Source organism: Nocardia sp. NPDC058519 (assembly GCF_042719755.1).
GTDB lineage: Bacteria > Actinomycetota > Actinomycetes > Mycobacteriales > Mycobacteriaceae > Nocardia.
The window spans coordinates 268,205-284,622 of record NZ_JBHXNK010000006.1; the positions used below are offsets into that span (position 1 = coordinate 268,205).

19 protein-coding genes are annotated in these 16,418 nt (G+C 68.4%); 10 read left to right on the top strand and 9 right to left on the bottom strand.

Annotated elements, in window-relative coordinates:
* Positions 1-6: 6 nt before the first annotated feature.
* The gene (gene katG, locus ACFWPK_RS10325; RefSeq protein ID WP_378914303.1) at positions 7-2,235 is read left to right on the top strand and encodes a catalase/peroxidase HPI; all 2,229 of its coding nucleotides are present in this window, start codon (positions 7-9) and stop codon (positions 2,233-2,235) included.
* Between the two features lie 56 nt (positions 2,236-2,291).
* Here katG and ACFWPK_RS10330 read toward each other — a convergent pair whose 3' ends face one another.
* Positions 2,292-2,747, bottom strand: a complete 456-nt coding sequence (locus ACFWPK_RS10330; protein ID WP_378914304.1) for an SRPBCC family protein — start codon at positions 2,745-2,747, stop codon at positions 2,292-2,294.
* Positions 2,748-2,804: 57 nt separating this feature from the next.
* Positions 2,805-3,218: a nitroreductase family deazaflavin-dependent oxidoreductase gene (locus tag ACFWPK_RS10335; protein ID WP_378914305.1), complete on the bottom strand. Its 414-nt coding sequence runs from the start codon at positions 3,216-3,218 to the stop codon at positions 2,805-2,807.
* A gap of 109 nt (positions 3,219-3,327) precedes the next feature.
* Here ACFWPK_RS10335 and ACFWPK_RS10340 point away from each other — a divergent pair, with 109 nt between their 5' ends.
* The 3 genes from ACFWPK_RS10340 (at position 3,328) to ACFWPK_RS10350 (ending at position 6,313) form a co-directional block, all read left to right on the top strand.
* Entirely contained in the window at positions 3,328-4,044 is a 717-nt protein-coding gene (locus ACFWPK_RS10340) for a metal-dependent hydrolase (RefSeq protein WP_378914306.1), read from the top strand.
* 215 nt (positions 4,045-4,259) lie between these two features.
* Positions 4,260-5,516 carry a lipase family alpha/beta hydrolase gene (locus ACFWPK_RS10345; RefSeq protein ID WP_378914307.1) on the top strand — a complete coding sequence of 419 codons (1,257 nt, stop codon included), beginning with the start codon at positions 4,260-4,262 and terminating at the stop codon, positions 5,514-5,516.
* Positions 5,513-6,313: a HugZ family protein gene (locus ACFWPK_RS10350; protein WP_378914308.1), complete on the top strand. Its 801-nt coding sequence runs from the start codon at positions 5,513-5,515 to the stop codon at positions 6,311-6,313. Before ACFWPK_RS10345 ends, ACFWPK_RS10350 begins: the two co-directional genes overlap by 4 nt.
* On the opposite strand, the gene ACFWPK_RS10355 is transcribed toward ACFWPK_RS10350, so the two are convergent.
* The 3 genes from ACFWPK_RS10355 to ACFWPK_RS10365 form a co-directional block, all read right to left on the bottom strand.
* The gene (locus ACFWPK_RS10355; RefSeq protein ID WP_378914309.1) at positions 6,314-6,709 is read right to left on the bottom strand and encodes a VOC family protein; all 396 of its coding nucleotides are present in this window, start codon (positions 6,707-6,709) and stop codon (positions 6,314-6,316) included.
* Complete coding sequence (locus ACFWPK_RS10360; RefSeq protein ID WP_378914310.1) at positions 6,706-7,056, bottom strand: hypothetical protein; 351 nt, start codon at positions 7,054-7,056, stop codon at positions 6,706-6,708. The genes ACFWPK_RS10355 and ACFWPK_RS10360 overlap by 4 nt, the downstream gene beginning before the upstream one ends.
* 79 nt (positions 7,057-7,135) lie before the next feature.
* Complete coding sequence (locus tag ACFWPK_RS10365; RefSeq protein WP_378914311.1) at positions 7,136-7,720, bottom strand: HdeD family acid-resistance protein; 585 nt, start codon at positions 7,718-7,720, stop codon at positions 7,136-7,138.
* A gap of 161 nt (positions 7,721-7,881) precedes the next feature.
* Here ACFWPK_RS10365 and ACFWPK_RS10370 point away from each other — a divergent pair, with 161 nt between their 5' ends.
* Positions 7,882-8,856, top strand: a complete 975-nt coding sequence (locus ACFWPK_RS10370; protein ID WP_378914329.1) for a glycosyltransferase family 9 protein — start codon at positions 7,882-7,884, stop codon at positions 8,854-8,856.
* Here ACFWPK_RS10370 and ACFWPK_RS10375 read toward each other — a convergent pair.
* Positions 8,838-9,176, bottom strand: coding sequence for an ArsR/SmtB family transcription factor (locus ACFWPK_RS10375; RefSeq protein ID WP_378914312.1), 339 nt, complete (start codon positions 9,174-9,176; stop codon positions 8,838-8,840). The two genes, ACFWPK_RS10370 and ACFWPK_RS10375, sit on opposite strands and share 19 nt — an antisense overlap.
* A gap of 184 nt (positions 9,177-9,360) precedes the next feature.
* On the opposite strand from ACFWPK_RS10375, the gene ACFWPK_RS10380 reads away from it, so the two are divergent.
* Positions 9,361-10,122, top strand: coding sequence for a M23 family metallopeptidase (locus tag ACFWPK_RS10380; protein WP_378914313.1), 762 nt, complete (start codon positions 9,361-9,363; stop codon positions 10,120-10,122).
* An 8-nt stretch (positions 10,123-10,130) separates the two neighbouring features.
* Here the strand turns inward: ACFWPK_RS10380 and ACFWPK_RS10385 are convergent, their stop codons facing one another.
* Positions 10,131-11,033 carry a LysR family transcriptional regulator gene (locus tag ACFWPK_RS10385; protein ID WP_378914314.1) on the bottom strand — a complete coding sequence of 301 codons (903 nt, stop codon included), beginning with the start codon at positions 11,031-11,033 and terminating at the stop codon, positions 10,131-10,133.
* A gap of 90 nt (positions 11,034-11,123) precedes the next feature.
* On the opposite strand from ACFWPK_RS10385, the gene mqo reads away from it, so the two are divergent.
* Positions 11,124-12,566, top strand: coding sequence for a malate dehydrogenase (quinone) (gene mqo, locus ACFWPK_RS10390; RefSeq protein WP_378914315.1), 1,443 nt, complete (start codon positions 11,124-11,126; stop codon positions 12,564-12,566).
* Between the two features lie 50 nt (positions 12,567-12,616).
* On the opposite strand, the gene ACFWPK_RS10395 is transcribed toward mqo, so the two are convergent.
* Entirely contained in the window at positions 12,617-13,219 is a 603-nt protein-coding gene (locus ACFWPK_RS10395) for a TetR/AcrR family transcriptional regulator (RefSeq protein ID WP_378914316.1), read from the bottom strand.
* Positions 13,220-13,332: 113 nt separating this feature from the next.
* Here ACFWPK_RS10395 and ACFWPK_RS10400 point away from each other — a divergent pair, with 113 nt between their 5' ends.
* Both ACFWPK_RS10400 and ACFWPK_RS10405 read left to right on the top strand, forming a co-directional pair.
* Positions 13,333-14,184 (top strand): SDR family oxidoreductase, encoded by an 852-nt coding sequence (locus ACFWPK_RS10400; RefSeq protein WP_378914317.1) that lies wholly within the window; start codon positions 13,333-13,335, stop codon positions 14,182-14,184.
* 104 nt (positions 14,185-14,288) lie between these two features.
* Entirely contained in the window at positions 14,289-15,299 is a 1,011-nt protein-coding gene (locus ACFWPK_RS10405) for a hypothetical protein (protein WP_378914318.1), read from the top strand.
* 73 nt (positions 15,300-15,372) lie between these two features.
* Here the strand turns inward: ACFWPK_RS10405 and ACFWPK_RS10410 are convergent, their stop codons facing one another.
* The gene (locus tag ACFWPK_RS10410) at positions 15,373-15,699 is read right to left on the bottom strand and encodes a hypothetical protein (protein ID WP_378914319.1); all 327 of its coding nucleotides are present in this window, start codon (positions 15,697-15,699) and stop codon (positions 15,373-15,375) included.
* 303 nt (positions 15,700-16,002) lie between these two features.
* Between ACFWPK_RS10410 and ACFWPK_RS10415 the strand changes: the two genes are divergently transcribed.
* Positions 16,003-16,338 carry an RNA polymerase-binding protein RbpA gene (locus tag ACFWPK_RS10415; RefSeq protein ID WP_067453486.1) on the top strand — a complete coding sequence of 112 codons (336 nt, stop codon included), beginning with the start codon at positions 16,003-16,005 and terminating at the stop codon, positions 16,336-16,338.
* Positions 16,339-16,418: the final 80 nt, after the last annotated feature.

The window sequence follows — 16,418 nt, forward strand, 5'->3', positions numbered from 1 at the left end:
TTCACCGTGCCCGAGGAACACCCACCTATCGCGGAAGCCCAAACGGAACCCGGTGACAGTGGTTGCCCCGTCATGCATCGTCCGTTCGCGTCCACCGACGCGCGTGGCAGCAACCGTGACTGGTGGCCGAACCAACTCAATCTCACTCTCCTGCAGAAGAATCCGGCCGTCGCGAACCCGATGGGCGAAGACTTCGACTACGCGGCCGAGTTCGCCACCCTCGACCTGGCCGCGGTGAAGGCCGATATCGAGGAGGTCATGACGACCTCGCAGTCGTGGTGGCCCGCCGACTTCGGCCACTACGGCCCGTTCTTCATCCGGATGGCCTGGCACTCCGCGGGCACCTACCGGGTCGGTGACGGCCGCGGCGGCGCGGGCGCGGGCATGCAGCGTTTCGCCCCGCTCAACAGCTGGCCCGACAACGCCAGCCTGGACAAGGCGCGCCGCCTGCTGTGGCCGGTGAAGAAGAAGTACGGCCGCAAGCTGTCGTGGGCCGACCTCATCGTCTACACCGGCAATGTCGCGCTCGAGTCGATGGGCTTCGAGACCTTCGGTTTCGGTGGCGGCCGCGTCGACGCGTGGGAGCCGGAGGAAGACGTGTTCTGGGGTCCCGAGCGCACCTGGCTCGGCGACGAACGCTACACCGGTGAACGCAACCTCGAGCGTCCCCTCGCCGCGGTCCAGATGGGCCTGATCTACGTCAACCCCGAAGGCCCCAACGGCAATCCGGATCCCATCGCCGCCGCCATCGACATCCGCGAGACCTTCGCCCGGATGGCGATGAACGACGAGGAGACCGCCGCGCTGATCGCAGGCGGCCACACCTTCGGCAAGACCCACGGTGCGGGCGACGCCGATCTGGTCGGTGTCGAACCGGAAGCCGCGCCGCTGGAACTGCAGGGGCTGGGCTGGAAGAGCAGCTTCGGCACCGGCGTCGGCGAGGACGCCATCACCAGTGGCCTGGAAGGCATCTGGAACAGCACCCCCATCACCTGGGACAACAACTTCCTCGAGACCCTGTACGGGTACGAGTGGGAGCAGACGTTGAGCCCGGCGGGCGCGCACCAGTGGATCCCGAAGGACGGCGCGGGCGCCGACACCGTGCCCGACCCGTTCATCCCGGGCAAGAAGCGCGCACCGGTCATGCTGACCACCGACCTGTCGCTGCGGCTCGACCCCATCTACGGGCCGATCACTCGCCGCTGGCTGGACAACCCCGCGGAGTTCGCCGACGCGTTCGCCCGCGCCTGGTACAAGCTGACCCACCGCGATATGGGCCCGGTCGCGCGCTACCTCGGCCCGCTGGTCCCGTCCGAAGAGCTGCTCTGGCAGGACCCGGTTCCCGCCCAGAACGGCCCGCTCATCGGCGACTCCGAGGTCGCCACCCTCAAGGGCCAGATCCAGTCCGCCGGACTGTCCATCGCCCAGCTGGTGACGACGGCGTGGGCGGCGGCCTCGTCGTTCCGCGGCAGCGACAAGCGCGGCGGTGCCAACGGTGGCCGGATCCGGCTGCAGCCCCAGGCCGGCTGGGCGGTCAACCAGCCCGATGAGCTCGCCCAGGTGGTGCGGGTCTACGAAGGCATCCAGGACACGTTCAACGCCACCGGCGGTGCGCAGGTGTCCTTCGCCGATCTGGTCGTCCTCGGCGGTGCGGTCGGTGTCGAACAGGCCGCCCAGGCCGCCGGTTTCCCGGTGACGGTGCCGTTCACGCCCGGCCGCACCGATGCGACCCAGGCCCAGACCGACGTCGAGTCGTTCGACGCGCTCGAGACCCAGGCCGACGGGTTCCGCAATTACGTGTCCAAGGACGCGCAGATCCCCGCGGAGTTCCTGCTCGTCGACAAGGCGAACCTGCTCACGCTCAGCGCGCCGGAGATGACCGTGTTGATCGGTGGTCTGCGGGTGCTCGGCGCGAACTACCAGTCCTCGCCGCTGGGCGTGTTCACCCAGACCCCGGGTGCGCTGACGAACGACTTCTTCGTCAACCTCCTCGACATGGGTACCGAGTGGACACCGTCGGCGACCGACGACAACGTCTACGAAGGTCGCGACCGCGCCTCCAGCGCCGTCACCTGGACCGGTAGCCGGGTGGACCTGGTGTTCGGCTCCAACTCGCAGCTGCGAGCCGTGGCCGAGGTCTACGCGACCGACGACGCGAAGGAGAAGTTCGTCCACGACTTCGTCGCCGCGTGGACCAAGGTGAGCAACCTGGACCGGTTCGACATCACCGCCTGATCCGGACAGCGAAACACCCTGCGGCGCACTGTGCGTCGCAGGGTGTTTCGCTCTCGTCAGGACTCGGCGAGCTCGGCCAGCCGGTCCACCGACGCCTGCAGCTTGTCGGCGGTCGTGGCCTTGGCCCGCACCTGACGCAGCTCGTCGTGCAGTGCGGTCCAGTCGTAGGTGTGGGTCACCCGCGTGTGGGTCTCGTCGATCGGCTCGAGTTCCCAGCGCCACAGGTGTCCGGGCGGGGTCTTGTCACGCTCGGACGGGTTCCACGCGATGCGACGACCCTCCTCGAACTCGACGATGTGGTTGTCGCGGTCGGCACCGTTGGTCAGCGTCGTGGTGAACACGTCACCGACGGCGCGCACCCGCTGGCCCGCGCTCGCCTGCGCGAGGTTGTCGTTGCCGTCCCAGCGCGGCTGCTGCTCGGGATCGGCGATCAGGTCGAAGATCGCGGCGGGGCTCGCCGCGATGTCGCGGGAGGCGTGGACAATGCGTGGCACGTCGATGGTTTCGGTCACCGGGCGATAGAACCAGCAGCTCACCCACCCCGGCAACCATTCCGCTCGAGCGCGCGATTAACTCGTTCGGTACACCGCGAAGACAGGGATCTCGCGACTGGTGTTGTCGCGGTACTCGGCGAAGCCTGGCAACCGCTCGACCATCCGGTCGTAGAGGGCGGTGCGCTCGGGATCCGCGACGAGTTCGGCCTTGCCGCTGTAGGTTTCGGTCCCCACCTCCAGGGTGAGTTCCGGGTCTGCGACGAGGTTGTAGTACCAGGCCGGGTGCTTGTCGGCGCCACCGTTGGAGGCGATCAGCACGATCCGGTCGCCGTCGGGCAGGAACACCAGCGGATTGGTGATCGCGCGCCCGGACTTCGCACCGGTGGTGGTGATGATCACCATGGCGTCGTTGCCTTCGAACATGCCACCGACTCGGCCTTCGTTGGCGCGGAACTCGGCGATCACCTGGTCGTTGAAAGCGTTCATCATGGTCCTCTCGTTGGGTAGCTCCCCTGCCCCAACGATCCAGGCGCGCCCCGCATTCCAGCGCTGTCCACGGCATATGCGCCGAAGTCGTGACGTCCTCTAACGTTGCGGGGTGCTAGGACATTCACATGCGACGAGTGGGGCGCTGGCCTGGGCCGGTACAGCCGCCGCGCTACCACTCACGGTCGCCGCTTTCCCCCTGTTCGACAGCGACACAACGCGATTCGGCATCGCCGAACTCATCATGGGCACGCTGCTCACCGCGGGTGCCGCGCTGCTGCCGGACGCGGATCACCCCAGCGGCACCATCTCTCACGTGCTCGGCCCGGTGTCCCATCACCTGTGCCGGTTGATCTCCTGGGTGTCGGGTGGACATCGCCACGGGACCCATTCACTGCTGTTCGTCGTCGTCGCGGTCGCGGCCACCTGGGCGGGCGAGCACTATCTGGGTCGGCCGTTCACACTCGGCCTGGTGTTCTTCCTGCTCGCGCTCGCGGTGCGGTCGCTGCACCTGTGCCCGCCGGGGAAGAGTGTGCGGACCTACGGGACGGTGATCGTGCTGGCGACGGCGGGGACGTTCGCTGTCGACCACTGGATCGTCGACCGGCCCGTGTGGCTCCCGATCTGCGTCGGCCTGGGATGCCTGGCCCACCTGCTCGGTGACTGCCTTACAGATCGGGGCTGCCGATTGCTGTGGCCGTTTCCGTTGCGCACCCGGGTACCGCTGATCGAGCGGACCGGGAACCGGGTCGAGACCTGGGTGATCTCTCCCCTGTTCGTGCTCGGCACGATGGGCGCGCTCTGGTACGCGATCATGAACAGGCCGTGATCACCGGGACGGCGGGAACCCCCGCCGTCCCGAGCGCCTCGGCGCAGCCGGTTGTTCCTTGTCAGCCTGTGTTCAACCACATAGTTTAATGCGCATATCGCAGTATCACGATGTTCCTTGTGATCTTCCCCAGACCTGACGGCCCGGCATCGTCGCAGGTCTCGAAGCTGCCCCGAACTCAACACCTTTCAGTGCACAGTTGTACTCTCAAGCCTGTGACGGAGCAGCTCCCCCAATCCCAGGCCGAAGTACAGGCGCTCACACGGCTCGCCGGTGACGAGTTCGTCGGCGCGGTCGACGGGATCGCGGCCATCCACCGCGCCATCTCCGATCGAGTCTTCGCGGCGGTGCGGTTAGGCGTCGGACCCGCGGCGGCTCCGGTGAAGATCGTGCACGACGCCATCACCGATGGCGTGTACGCGGCCGTCAGCGGCACCGGCTTCGTCGTCGGCGAGGTCGCGAGCGCGGTCCAGCTGCCCGGCCTCACCGCACCGTCGCGCACCGTATGGGGCGCAGGCGTACTGGCCGCGATCCAGGGGCTGATCGGTGACTCACTGGAAGACGAGACCCCGATCCTCGCCTCCCCCATGACCTTTCGCATCGACGGTGTCCCGGTCCCACCCGAACAGTTCGCCGCCCATGTCCCGGTGCCGACGACCCGGCTCGTCGTGCTCCTGCACGGACTCGTGGAGACCGAACACGCCTGGCGCCTCGGTAACCGCCCCACCTACGGCGAGCGCCTGGAAGACGACCTCGGCTACACCCCGGTCTTCGTCCGCTTCAATTCCGGCCTGCACATCTCCGAGAACGCCGCTCAGCTCAGCGACCTGCTGACCCGCCTGGTCGACAGCTGGCCGATGCCGGTGCACGAGATCTGCCTGATCGGACACTCGATGGGCGGGCTGGTCATGCGCAGTGCGTGCCATCAGGCCGAGGAGACGGGGCAGGCGTGGGTGCGATCGGTGCGGCAGGTGGTGTGCCTGGGTTCACCACACCACGGTGCGCCGCTCGAACAGTTCGTGCACTTCGCTTCGGCCGCACTCGAACTGCTGCCAGAGACCCGGCCGCTGAGCACACTGCTGCGCAGGCGCAGCGCCGGCATCCGGGACCTGCGGCAGGGTTCGCTGGTCGACGAGGACTGGCGCGATCTCGACGTGAACACCCTGCGCGCGCGAGCGGTCAAGGAAGTGCCGCTGCTCCCCGGTGTCGATCACTACTTCGTCACCACGACGATCACCCACAGCCCGAGACATCCACTCGGCGTGATCATCGGCGACGGCATGGTTCTCAGCGGAAGCGGGTCGGGGCGCGGGCGGACCAGACGCCTCGATTTCGACGCGGTCAACGGCCTGCACATCCCCGCGGCGAACCACTTCAGCCTGCTCAATCACGACGCTGTCTACGAGGCGCTGCACAGTTGGTTGACGAGCATGCCCCGCCGCCCGCGTCAGGTGGATACGCTGTGGCCATGACTCTCGACCACGGCGACCCGGGCGACGCACCTGCCATTCCGCTGCCGACCGCTCCCCTGGCCAACGAGGCCCGCCCCTCGCCGGCCGAAGAAGCCAGAACGATCGCGGCGGGCACCAATACCGGCACGCTGGCCAGCCTCACCGCCGACGGCGCACCCTGGGCGTCGTTCATCACCTACGGATTGCTCGACGGCGCTCCGGTGCTGAGCGTGTCGCGCCTGGCCGAACACGGCCGCAACCTGGCCGCCGATCCGCGCGCCAGCATCGCGATCGTCACGCCCGATATCCCGGCAGACCCGCTGGCAGGCACCCGGATCACCCTCGCGGGTTTCGTGGAACGGCCGACCGGCGCCGAAGCCGAAGCGGCCCGCGCGGCCCACCTGGCGGCGATCCCGGCGGCCAAGTACTACATCGACTACAGCGACTTCACGCTGTGGGTGCTGCGGATCGAACGGGTGCGCTGGGTCGGTGGCTACGGCCGGATGGATTCGGCCTCGGCCGCCGAGTACCTTGCCGCACAGCCGGACCCGATCGTCGCCCACTCCGCGCCCGGCATCGCGCACCTCAACGCCGACCACGCCGAAGCGCTGCTGGCGATGGCGCAGCAGCTGGGTGGGTTCCCCGACGCCATCGCCGCCACCTGCGAGCGCGCCGACCGCTACGGCCTCGACCTGCGCGTGGAATCCCCCCGCGGAGTGGCTCGCACCCGGGTCGGCTACGCCGCGCCGCTGTCGGAGATCAGCGAATTGCGCGCGGCGACAGTCGAATTGGCCCGACGGGCCCGCGCGACGGACTGATCAGGCCTCGTACAGCTCGAGCGGCAGGTCGTCCGGATCGAAGAAGAAGGCCATCTGCTTGCCTGTGTGTTCATCGGTGCGCAGTTCCTCGGTCCGGACGCCCCGCGCCCGCAGCTCGCGCAGGGCGGCGGGCACACTCGCGACCGCCAGCGCCAGGTGCCGCAAGCCCGCCGCTTCCGGCCTGCTCGGGCGTGCGGGCGGGTCGGGGAACGAGAACAGTTCGATGCGAACCCCGCCGGGCAGCTCGATGTCGAGCTTCCATGAATCGCGATCGGCCCGGTAGTTCTCCGCGAGAACGGTGCCGCCGAGGATTTCGGTATAGAAGCCTTTCGAGCGGGCGTAGTCGGTGGCGATGATCGCGATGTGGTGGATGCCGAGAAATTGCACGGCGGTCACGTCCACAGGACGGCGACCAGCACGTTCGCGATCGCGAGGCCACCGGCGGCGTCGGTCATCCAGTCGATCTGCTTGCCCCGCTTCGCATCACCCCTGCCCATTTCCGCGAACGCGGCCACCGCGACCGAGACAGCCAGCTTCACCGCCAGCTTCGTCGTGTCCGGTTCCTTGTCGAGCGAGTCGATCCCCGACGCCATCCCGGCCAGGATCACCCCGGTGATCAGCTGCGCCCGAGCACCCCACACCATCAGCTCCGACACCACCGGACGCGACGCGACGTAGCCACCGACCACCGCGGCCATGCCGAGCAGATGGCTGACGACCACCACGTTGTAGACGAATTCCATGGATGCGAAGCGTAGTTCAGACGAAAGCGGCCGGTGCCCGAAGGCACCGGCCGGTTCAGACGAACTTTCCGTGGGGAGGTCAGCCCACCTGCTGGTCCAGCAGGTGCGCGTCCTTCTTGACGCCGAAGGCGGTGATGACTTCCATGACACCGATGATGATCAGGAAGATGCCGACGACCCAGACCAGGGTGGCGAGCGACGTGATCGGCCACACGATCAGGATGACACCGGCCAGCGCGCTGACGATGCCGTAGAAGATCTGCCAGCCGCGGCCGGGCACGCCCGACTCCGAGAGCGCGGAGAACAGCACGGCGACGCCGCGGAACAGCCAGCTGATACCGATCCACAGGCCCAGCAGCACGATCGAGGCGAGGTCGTCGCGGAAGCAGAACACACCGATGATCAGCGACAGCACACCACTGATGAAGGACAACACGCGAAAGCTCGTGCTCGGCAGATGGGTGAAGGCGGCGATCAGCTGGAAGATGCCGCTGACAACCATGTAGATACCGAACAGAATGCCCGCCACGAGCAGCGACGGACCGGGCCACACCAGCACGATGATCCCGAGGATCACCGCGAGGAGGCCGGTGACCAGAATTGTTTGCCAGGTCTTCTTGGCAAGAGCCGTGAACGGGCTCCCCAGCACGGTATTTGTCGTCATAACGAGATGTTATGCCTGCTCGCTCCGGTTTTCCGGAAATTAGCTGGAGCTGTCACCGTGTCGCGATCGGGTACGGCCCGGCGAGTGAGCCCGGACGCGCGCCGCCACATCGTTGCCCTCGCGAAAGTTTGGTCGGCGACAGTCTCGGGTAGATGAAGAATGTGTCGGTTGTACTCGTGCTGCAAGCTCGGGGCCTCGGTGAGCTTCTCGCCGCGGTCCCGGCTCTGCGTGCCCTGCGCCGGGCCGAACCACAGCGCCGGATCGTCCTGGCTGCGCCACATCGGCTGGAGCAGATCGTGGACCTGATCTCCTCGGTCGACGAACTCGTCGCCACCGCTGATCCGGCCGCCTTGATCTGGGATGGTCCCGCGCCCGAATTGGCGGTGAACCTGCACGGCCCCGACGGCGCCAGCGCGCGAGCACTGGCCGATACCGGGGCCGCGCGAATCATCGGTCATCGCACGCCCGCCTTACCCAAGCTCGCCGGTCCGCGCTGGGATCCCGACGCGCACGTGGTCGACCGGTGGTGCCGGCTGCTCGAGGGCGAGGGCATCGACGCGGATCGGCGCAACCTCGGGTTGGTGCCGCCGGTCGCCTCCATCAGCCGTCGCGATTGCATCGTCGTCCACATCGGTGCGGGTGCGCCCGCGCGCCGGTGGCCGCCGGAGCGGTTCGCCGCGGTGGTGCGCCACCTGCTGGTGCTCGGCCGCGACGTGGTGCTCACCGGCGACCCGTTCGAGCACGACATCGCCCGACAGGTGGCCGCGCAGGCAGGCTTGCCCGACGACCGGGTCCTCGCCGGTCGGCAGAACCTCACCGATCTCGCGGCGACGGTGGCCGAGGCGGCCCTCGTGATCAGCGGCGATACCGGTGTCGCGCACCTGGCGACGGCGTTCGGCACCCGCACGGTCCTGCTGTTCGGTCCGACGCCGCCGCGCCGTGGCGGCCCGCCCGCACACCTGCTCGGTCGGCATGCGGTGCTGTGGGCCGGACAGGTCGGCGATCCGGACGGCCTTTCGCCCGACCCCGGCTTGCTGCGGATCGGGGTGCCCGAGGTGATCTCGGCAGTCGATATGCAGCTGGACAAGCAGGCCTGGGCCGAATCCGGCAGGTCGCGCTACCGCCGGGTGGGCTGAGCCGGGTCGGCACCGGCCGCATCCCGCAACGCGGCGGCATGGGCAGCCAGGGCGCTGGGCCAGTACTTGTCGAGGTAGTCGCGGGCGTCGTTGAGGCCGCGGGGGTCGAGGGAGTAGAGGTGCCTGTTCCCGTCGCGGCGCATGCGGACGAGGTGGGCTTCCCGCAGGACGCGCAGGTGCTGCGACGCGGCTGAGCTGGTGATTCCGGTAGCGGCGGCGAGGTCGGCCACCGAGCGGGGACCCTGCGGCAACGATTCGAAGATCGCGCGCCGGGTGGGATCGGACAACGCCGTGATGGCACGGACTCCGTTAGCGACCACTGAATCAGTGTCCCCGGGATGCGGAATTTCGGCAACGATCTTGACCAGGGGAATTTCACCCGGTGAGTCCAAGGATGTCGGCTATTCGTTAGAGTATTGTTATAGATCAACTGGGGTTATAGCGCTTCGTGATCGCGGCCACAGGATTGGCCGCGAAGGTTACGGTTTAGCTACGTTCATAAACATGTTCGTGACCAACCCGTTATCTGCTCGAGTCTCCGACGCCTTCGCAGGTCGTTGGGGAGGCGTGGTCGCGGGTGCGGTGGCTTTGTCCGCACTCGTGGGTACCTCCGTCGCCACTTTCAGTGAGCCCGAGAGCCCTGTCCCCACTACCACGATCGCCGCGGATGCCACCGAGGCCATCAACACCGGCCAGTCGCCGTACCGCTTCACCGCGTACACCCCCGCCGAGGCCAAGGCCCCGCAGGCCGAGACCCCCGCGTCCGCCCCGATCGCGTGGGAGGAGCACCGCGAAGCGGTTGGCCTCGAGCTGCCGCCGCTGCCGACCATCGCTCCCCCGCCGCCGCCGCGCCCGCAGACCGTTCGCCCGGTCAACGGCAGGCTGACCTCCTACTACGGCGCCCGCTGGGGCACCGCGCACAACGGCATCGACTTCGGTGACCCGATCGGCGCACCCATCTTCGCCGTCACCGACGGTACCGTGATCGAGGCCGGTCCGGCTTCGGGCTTCGGCCTGTGGGTCCGCGTCCAGCAGGATGACGGCACCATCGGTGTGTTCGGCCACGTGAACGACATCCTGGTTCAGGTGGGTCAGCACGTCAGTGCCGGTGAGACCATCGCCACCGTCGGTAACCGTGGCAACTCCACCGGCCCCCACCTGCACTACGAGGTGCACGTGCAGGACGGCTCGCTCTACGGCGCCCCGATCGATCCGCACCCGTGGCTCGCCGCGCGTGGCATCGATGCCGGCGTTGCCCAGGACTGACACCTTGCTCATCCACTGATCGCCGCCCGGCGCGCGATCAGAAATTCCCGAAGCCGCGCGACCGCGAGCGTCGAGTCATGGTCTCCCGAGACCAGACCGACCTCGCGGTCGCGTTCGCCATCGATGAGGATCACCGCCAGGTCGGGGTTCGCGACCTCGGCGGCGGGCAGCAGCGCGACCCCCTGCCCGAGCGCGACCAGCGCGCGCAGGGTTTCGAACTCGGTGATCTCGAATACCACTCGCGGCGTGAAACCAGCTGCGGCACACCAGGTGTCGAGCAGTGTGCGCAGCTGATAGCTGGGCGGGTTCGCGATGAACGCCTCGTCGGCCAGTTCCGCGAGGTCGATGTGGGTGCGCCGGGCCAGCGGATGCGCGCGCGAGACGTGCAGGTCGATGCGCTGACGTCCGAGGTCGACCGTCGGCAGGTCGGAGGGTGGCGGGATCATCACCGCGAGGTCGAGCCTGCCATCGCGCACCTGCTCGGCCAGCGCCTCGCCGTGCGCCTGGACCAGGTGCAACCGGATCCGCGGCGCGCGGGTGTGGAACTGCGCGAGCAGCGAGGGAATGCTGACCGGGCCCAGCGTGAGCGGGAACCCGAAACGCACCAGCCCGCTGTCCGGGTCGGCGTCGGCACGCACCCGGTGCACCGCGTCGTCGAGTGCGCGCACCAGTCCGCGCGTGCGTTCATAGAGGTCACGGCCCTGCGGGGTGAGTGCGACCCCGCGCCCGACCGGCTGGAACAAGCTCACACCGAGTAGCTGCTCCATTGTCTTGATGCGGCGACTGAGCGAGGACTGCGGGACGCCGAGCCGCTGGGCGGCCCGGGTGAAGTGACCTTCTTCGGCGGCCGCGTCGAAGGCGGACAGCAGCGGAGCCAGCGCCTGCGCTCCCGACTCCGGTGAATCATCCATATCCGGATCATATATTGGGCGATTCCGTGTTGGACGGATCACTACTTCCGGCGTGACGATAGCGGTACACAGCTCACGGGAGGTTCGACGATGAACGACACCACACCCACTCGGCCCGAATCCGGCGGTGGCGAAGACATTCTCGACGCGGTACTGATCGGTGGCGGCATCATGTCGGCCACCCTCGGGGCCCTGCTGAGCACTCTCGCGCCGGACTGGTCGATCGCGCTGTTCGAGCGACTCGGCGAACCGGCGGCCGAGAGCAGTCATCCGTGGAACAACGCGGGCACAGGGCACTCCGGGCTGTGCGAGCTCAATTACATGCCCGACCCGAGCGACGGCGCCAAGGCGGCGGGGATCGCCGACCAGTTCGCGCTCTCGCGCCGGTTCTGGTCCGCACTGGCCCACCGCGGCGAGCTCGAGCCCGCCACGTTCCTCACCCCGACACCGCACGTCACGGCGGTGTTCGGCGAGCACGATATCGCCTACCTGCGGCAGCGGTACGCGACGCTGCGCGAACAGCCCGCGTTCGCGCAGATGGAGTACACCGAGGACCGTGCGGTGATCGCAGGCTGGGCGCCGCTGCTCGTGCGCGGCCGGGCCGACGGCGACGCGATGGCGGCCACCCGGCACGTCGCGGGCACCGATGTCGACTTCGGCGCGCTGACCAGGTCGTTGTTGTCGACGGTGCGCGCCGCGGGCAATGCGGTCCGGATGCATCGCGAGATCACCGGGCTCACGCGCGGCAAGGACGGGCTGTGGACCGTGCGCGGGCGCGATCTCGACAGTGGACGGCGGTTCCAGGTGCGGGCCAGGTTCGTGTTCGTCGGCGCGGGCGGATACGCGTTGCGGCTGTTGCAGCGGGCGGGTCTGCCCGAGGTGCGGGGGTACGGGGTGTTCCCGCTGGGTGCGCAGTTCCTGCGGACCGACAATCCCGAGGTCGTCGCCGAGCATCACGCCAAGGTCTACAGCCAGGCCGCGCTGGGCGCGCCGCCGATGTCGGTGCCGCATCTGGATCGTCGCGAGGTCGACGGAGCGGGCGCCTTGCTGTTCGGCCCCTATGCCACCTTCAGCACCCGCCTGCTGCGCCACGGCAGACTCACCGATCTGTTCACCACGCTGCGCCCGCACAATATCGTCCCGCTGATCGCGGTCGGCCTGCGGAATGTCGATCTGGTCCGCTACCTCGTCACCGAACTACTGGCCTCGCCCCGGCGCAAGTTCGCCCAGCTCCAACGCTTCTACCCGACCGCCGACCCCGCCGACTGGACCTTGGTCCAGGCCGGGCAACGCGCCCAGCTGGTGAAACCCGATCGCCGGCGCGGCGGAGTACTCGAATTCGGCACCGAACTGGTCACCGGTGCCGACGGCAGCATCGCCGGGTTGCTCGGCGCCTCCCCCGGCGCGTCCATCGCACCGTCGATCATGCGTGACCTGCTCGAGCGCTGCTTCCCCGAACGTCGATACGAGTGGGCCCCGGTGCTCGCGGAACTGCTCCCGACTACCGGATCGGCCACCGAGTTCGCCTCGTGAACAACTGCTGGACAATCGAATCCGCACCCCGGTCGACGCCGGGGTGCGGATCACCGTGGGGCTGTCAGGACGGCGCCGATCAGGCGGTGACTGCGCGCGGTCATCTCGGCGGCCGTCTGATCGGGGTGGCGCAACCACCACAGGACCAGCGAGGTGACCGCACCCATCCAGACGTCGGTCAGCGCGGACAGGTCGGTGGGATCGGTGAGGTCGACAGCACCGATGGCGTCGGCGACACCGCGGGCGGCTTGGGCGGCGATCCGGCGGCGCGCGGCGCGGACGGCCTCGGCGGCGGGTCCGTCGTCGGGGTGGGAACGGTCGAAGAGCACGGTCCAGTCGTGCGGGCGCGGTTCCAGCGCGACGAAGATCGCGTCGAGGGTACGTTCGGCTTTGCTGAGACCACCCGCTCCGGCGATGGCGGATTCGATCGCGTCGAACAGGACGGCCGCCGCCCGGTCCACGCAGGTGATGTAGATCCCGTCCTTGGACTGGAAGTAGGTGTAGACCAGCGGCTTGGACACACCGGCGCGCTGCGCGACGTCGGCGAGGGACAGCCCCGCGTAACCCACGCGGCCGATCTCGGCGACGGCCGCGTCGAGGATCTGCTGTTCGCGCTGGGGACGCGGGACGCCCTTGGTACCGGCTGTGCTCACCCAGCCATCCAACCATTCGCGCCCGCGCCGGTTGACACCCAATTGGTCACTTTGTAATTTACTATTCGGTAAATTAACTCTTCGTCCCGCCGCTCGACTCGACAGGAGACCCTGTGTTCGCCGAAGTCGCACAATCGGTGCTGCTCAACCCGCCCGCACTCCCCGGCCTGCTCGCGCGATTGGTCCGTGCCGAGCGACAGGAGATCGCGGGGAAGACCGTGGTGCTGACGGGAGCCTCGTCGGGCGTCGGTAAAGCCGCGGCGCATGCTCTCGGCCAGGAAGGGGCGCGGGTGGTTCTCGTCGCCAGGAGTGCCGAGCCGCTGGCCGAGGTGCGCGACGCGGTCCGCGCCGAAGGCGGCGATGCCGAGATGATCACCTGCGACCTCGCCGACGCCGAGCAGAACGACGCGCTGGCCGAAGCCCTGCTCGAGCAGTTCGGGACCGTCGACGTGCTGGTGAACAACGCGGGCCGTTCGATCCGCCGCGGCGCCGCCGACACCACCGACCGGTTCCACGATTACGAGCGCACCATGGCGCTGAACTACTTCGGGGCGACGCGGCTCACGATGGGGCTCCTGCCGTCGATGCTCGACGCGGGCACCGGGCACATCGTCAATGTCGCGACGTGGGGTGTGGCCGCCGGATCGATGCCGCTGTTCACCGCCTATCACGCGTCGAAGGCGGCGCTCGGCGCGTTCGGACGCAGTCTCGGCGCCGAGACCAGGCGCCGCGGCGTGCACGTCACCACGATCGGCTATCCGCTGGTACGCACGGAGATGATCGCGCCCACCGGCAAATACGCCGACGCGGCGGCACTGTCGGCCGAGGAGGCCGCCGACTGGATCACCACCGCGATCCGGACCCGCCCGGTCGAGCTGTACCCGACCTACACCCGGGTCCTGCAGGCACTCGCGCTCGTCTCACCCCGCGCGGTCGATGCCGCCATCTGGCGCATGGGGATCTGAGACAACCCCTAGAACCCGGGTAGGCCGACCCGTACCCGGGTATCGGAGCCGAACCGTTCCGCAGCGGGACGTGCTGTGGCGCACCGGATTTCTACCTTCGGTTCATGGCGACGATCGACCTCACCCACACGCTGTCCCGCATCGGATTCCACACCGCGCGCGATGGCACCGACCGCGCGCGATGGCACGGCCCGCTGCTGGTGAACTCGGCACTCATGGCCGCGCTGGTCGTGGTGTCGATGGTCGGGATGGTGGTGGACGACCGGCTGCTGCTCGGCGAGTCGGTGTGGCTCAAGCCGGCCAAGTTCGGCCTGGCCTTCGCCCTCTACGGCGTGACCCTGGCCTGGATTCTGCGGCTGCCGCATCGCGGGCGCCGGGCCACCTGGTGGCTGGGCACGGTCTTCGCGATCACCGGGGTCGTCGATGTGGGGTTCATCGCGGTACAAGCGGCACGCGGGACGTTCAGCCATTTCAACGACTCCACCGACCCGGTCAACGAGATCGGGCAACAGGTGTTCGCCTCCGGTGTGCCCGGGTTGTTCCTCGCCAATCTTGTCCTGGCGGTGATCGTTTCCTGGCAGAAACTGGCCGACCGGCCGACCCGGATCGCGTTGAAGGCGGGGCTGTGGCTGGCGGTGACCGGGATGGCGCTCGGGTATCTGATGGGGTTCACCGGGCCGCAGCTCGTCCGCCAGTCCGACGGCACCGTGGTGGGGCTGGTAGCAGGGCACACGGTGCGGCCCGGCGATTCAGCACGTGACAGTGCGGCGGGCATGCCGATCACCCACTGGAGCACGATCGGCGGCGACCTGCGCATCCCGCACTTCGTCGGCTTGCACGGCATCCAGGTTCTGCTGCTGCTGGCCGTCGTCTTGGTCGCCCTCGCGCCTCGTTACCCCTGGTTGCGCACCGAAACGACCCGCGCGGCCCTGCTCGTGGTGGCCGTCCTCGGCTACTTCGGCTTGCTCACGCTCGTGGCCTGGCAGGCGCTGCGCGGTCAGGCCCTCACCAGTCCCGACCTCGCGACCGCCGGTGCCGCCACGGGCCTCGTGCTCTTCGTCGCAGGGGGCGTCACGGCCGTGTACCTGCGTGCCCGAGAGGCGTTGCCGACCTAGCGCTCTGGTCGCCGCATGCCGAGACCCCGTGTTCCCCACCGACTTACCGTGGGAAACACGGGGTTTCGCGCATTCAGCGAAGCCGTTCAGCTTCCCGAGCCAACTGCACCAGCGTCGCGCTCAACTCCGCCAGCTCCGCCGGTGAGGCCCCCTCCCCCACCGCCGTCGCCACGTCCTCGGCCGCACACCGCGCCGCGAACCACCGATCGGCGAGATCGGCGGCCTCCTGCGCCGTCAGCACCACCGCGTCCTCGGGGATCCCGGTCCCCTTGAGACTGCTGCGGTGCTCATAGGCACGTTGGCGACACGACTGGCGGCAATAACGGCGACGCCGACCCGACTCCGAATCCACGATCTCCCGCCCGCACCACAGGCAGGACAGCAGGCGACTGCGCGACATGATCGGAAACCCTATCGGCCCGCGGCGCGATTCGCCGGTTCAGGTCTCGCTCAGCGGGCACCCTCTCGATACCGACCTCCCGTCGGCACCGATTCGGGGGTAGCTCGGCCGCTAACGCCCTGCGACTACAATGGAACAGTTCAGACTTCCCGTGCGTTGAAGTAGTACCAAGACCTGTTTTCGGCGCGCCTCCGCCGATGGACTGACCGAAGGGTGCGACGAAGGAGTACCCGTAGGGAGGGAAGAGGCGGAGTTCAGCGCCGAAAACCGCGGCCCCGGCCGCCAAAAAATACAGGAGCACACATGGCAGATCGCGTACTCCGGGGCAGCCGGCTCGGAGCGGTGAGCTACGAGACCGATCGCGACCACGACCTGGCCCCGCGCCGGATCGCCCGCTACCGCACCGACAACGGTGAGGAGTTCGACGTCCCGTTCGCCGACGACGCGGAGATCCCGCCCACCTGGTTGTGCCGCAACGGCCAAGAAGGTCAGCTCATGGAGGGCACCTCCGTGGAGACCAAGAAGGTCAAGCCGCCGCGCACCCACTGGGACATGCTGCTGGAACGTCGCAGCAAGGAGGAGCTCGAGGAGCTGCTCAAGGAGCGCCTCGACCTCCTGAAGACCCGTCGTCGCGGGTAGATGTAGCAGGTGTGAACGCCGAAGGCCGCCTCCCCCCTCGGGGAAGGCGGCCTTAGGCGTTTGCGTGGGTCACCTCAGTG

Excerpts from the sequence above, each read along its gene's own strand:
- ACFWPK_RS10335 (WP_378914305.1), bottom strand. The coding sequence starts at position 3,218 with ATGATGAACGCTTTCAACGACCAGGTGATCGCCGAGTTCCGCGCCAAC.
- ACFWPK_RS10350 (WP_378914308.1), top strand. The coding sequence starts at position 5,513 with ATGACTCTCGACCACGGCGACCCGGGCGACGCACCTGCCATTCCGCTG.
- ACFWPK_RS10360 (WP_378914310.1), bottom strand. The coding sequence starts at position 7,056 with ATGGAATTCGTCTACAACGTGGTGGTCGTCAGCCATCTGCTCGGCATG.
- ACFWPK_RS10365 (WP_378914311.1), bottom strand. The coding sequence starts at position 7,720 with ATGACGACAAATACCGTGCTGGGGAGCCCGTTCACGGCTCTTGCCAAG.
- ACFWPK_RS10380 (WP_378914313.1), top strand. The coding sequence starts at position 9,361 with ATGTTCGTGACCAACCCGTTATCTGCTCGAGTCTCCGACGCCTTCGCA.
- ACFWPK_RS10385 (WP_378914314.1), bottom strand. The coding sequence starts at position 11,033 with ATGGATGATTCACCGGAGTCGGGAGCGCAGGCGCTGGCTCCGCTGCTG.
- mqo (WP_378914315.1), top strand. The coding sequence starts at position 11,124 with ATGAACGACACCACACCCACTCGGCCCGAATCCGGCGGTGGCGAAGAC.
- ACFWPK_RS10405 (WP_378914318.1), top strand. The coding sequence starts at position 14,289 with ATGGCGACGATCGACCTCACCCACACGCTGTCCCGCATCGGATTCCAC.
- ACFWPK_RS10410 (WP_378914319.1), bottom strand. The coding sequence starts at position 15,699 with ATGTCGCGCAGTCGCCTGCTGTCCTGCCTGTGGTGCGGGCGGGAGATC.
- ACFWPK_RS10415 (WP_067453486.1), top strand. The coding sequence starts at position 16,003 with ATGGCAGATCGCGTACTCCGGGGCAGCCGGCTCGGAGCGGTGAGCTAC.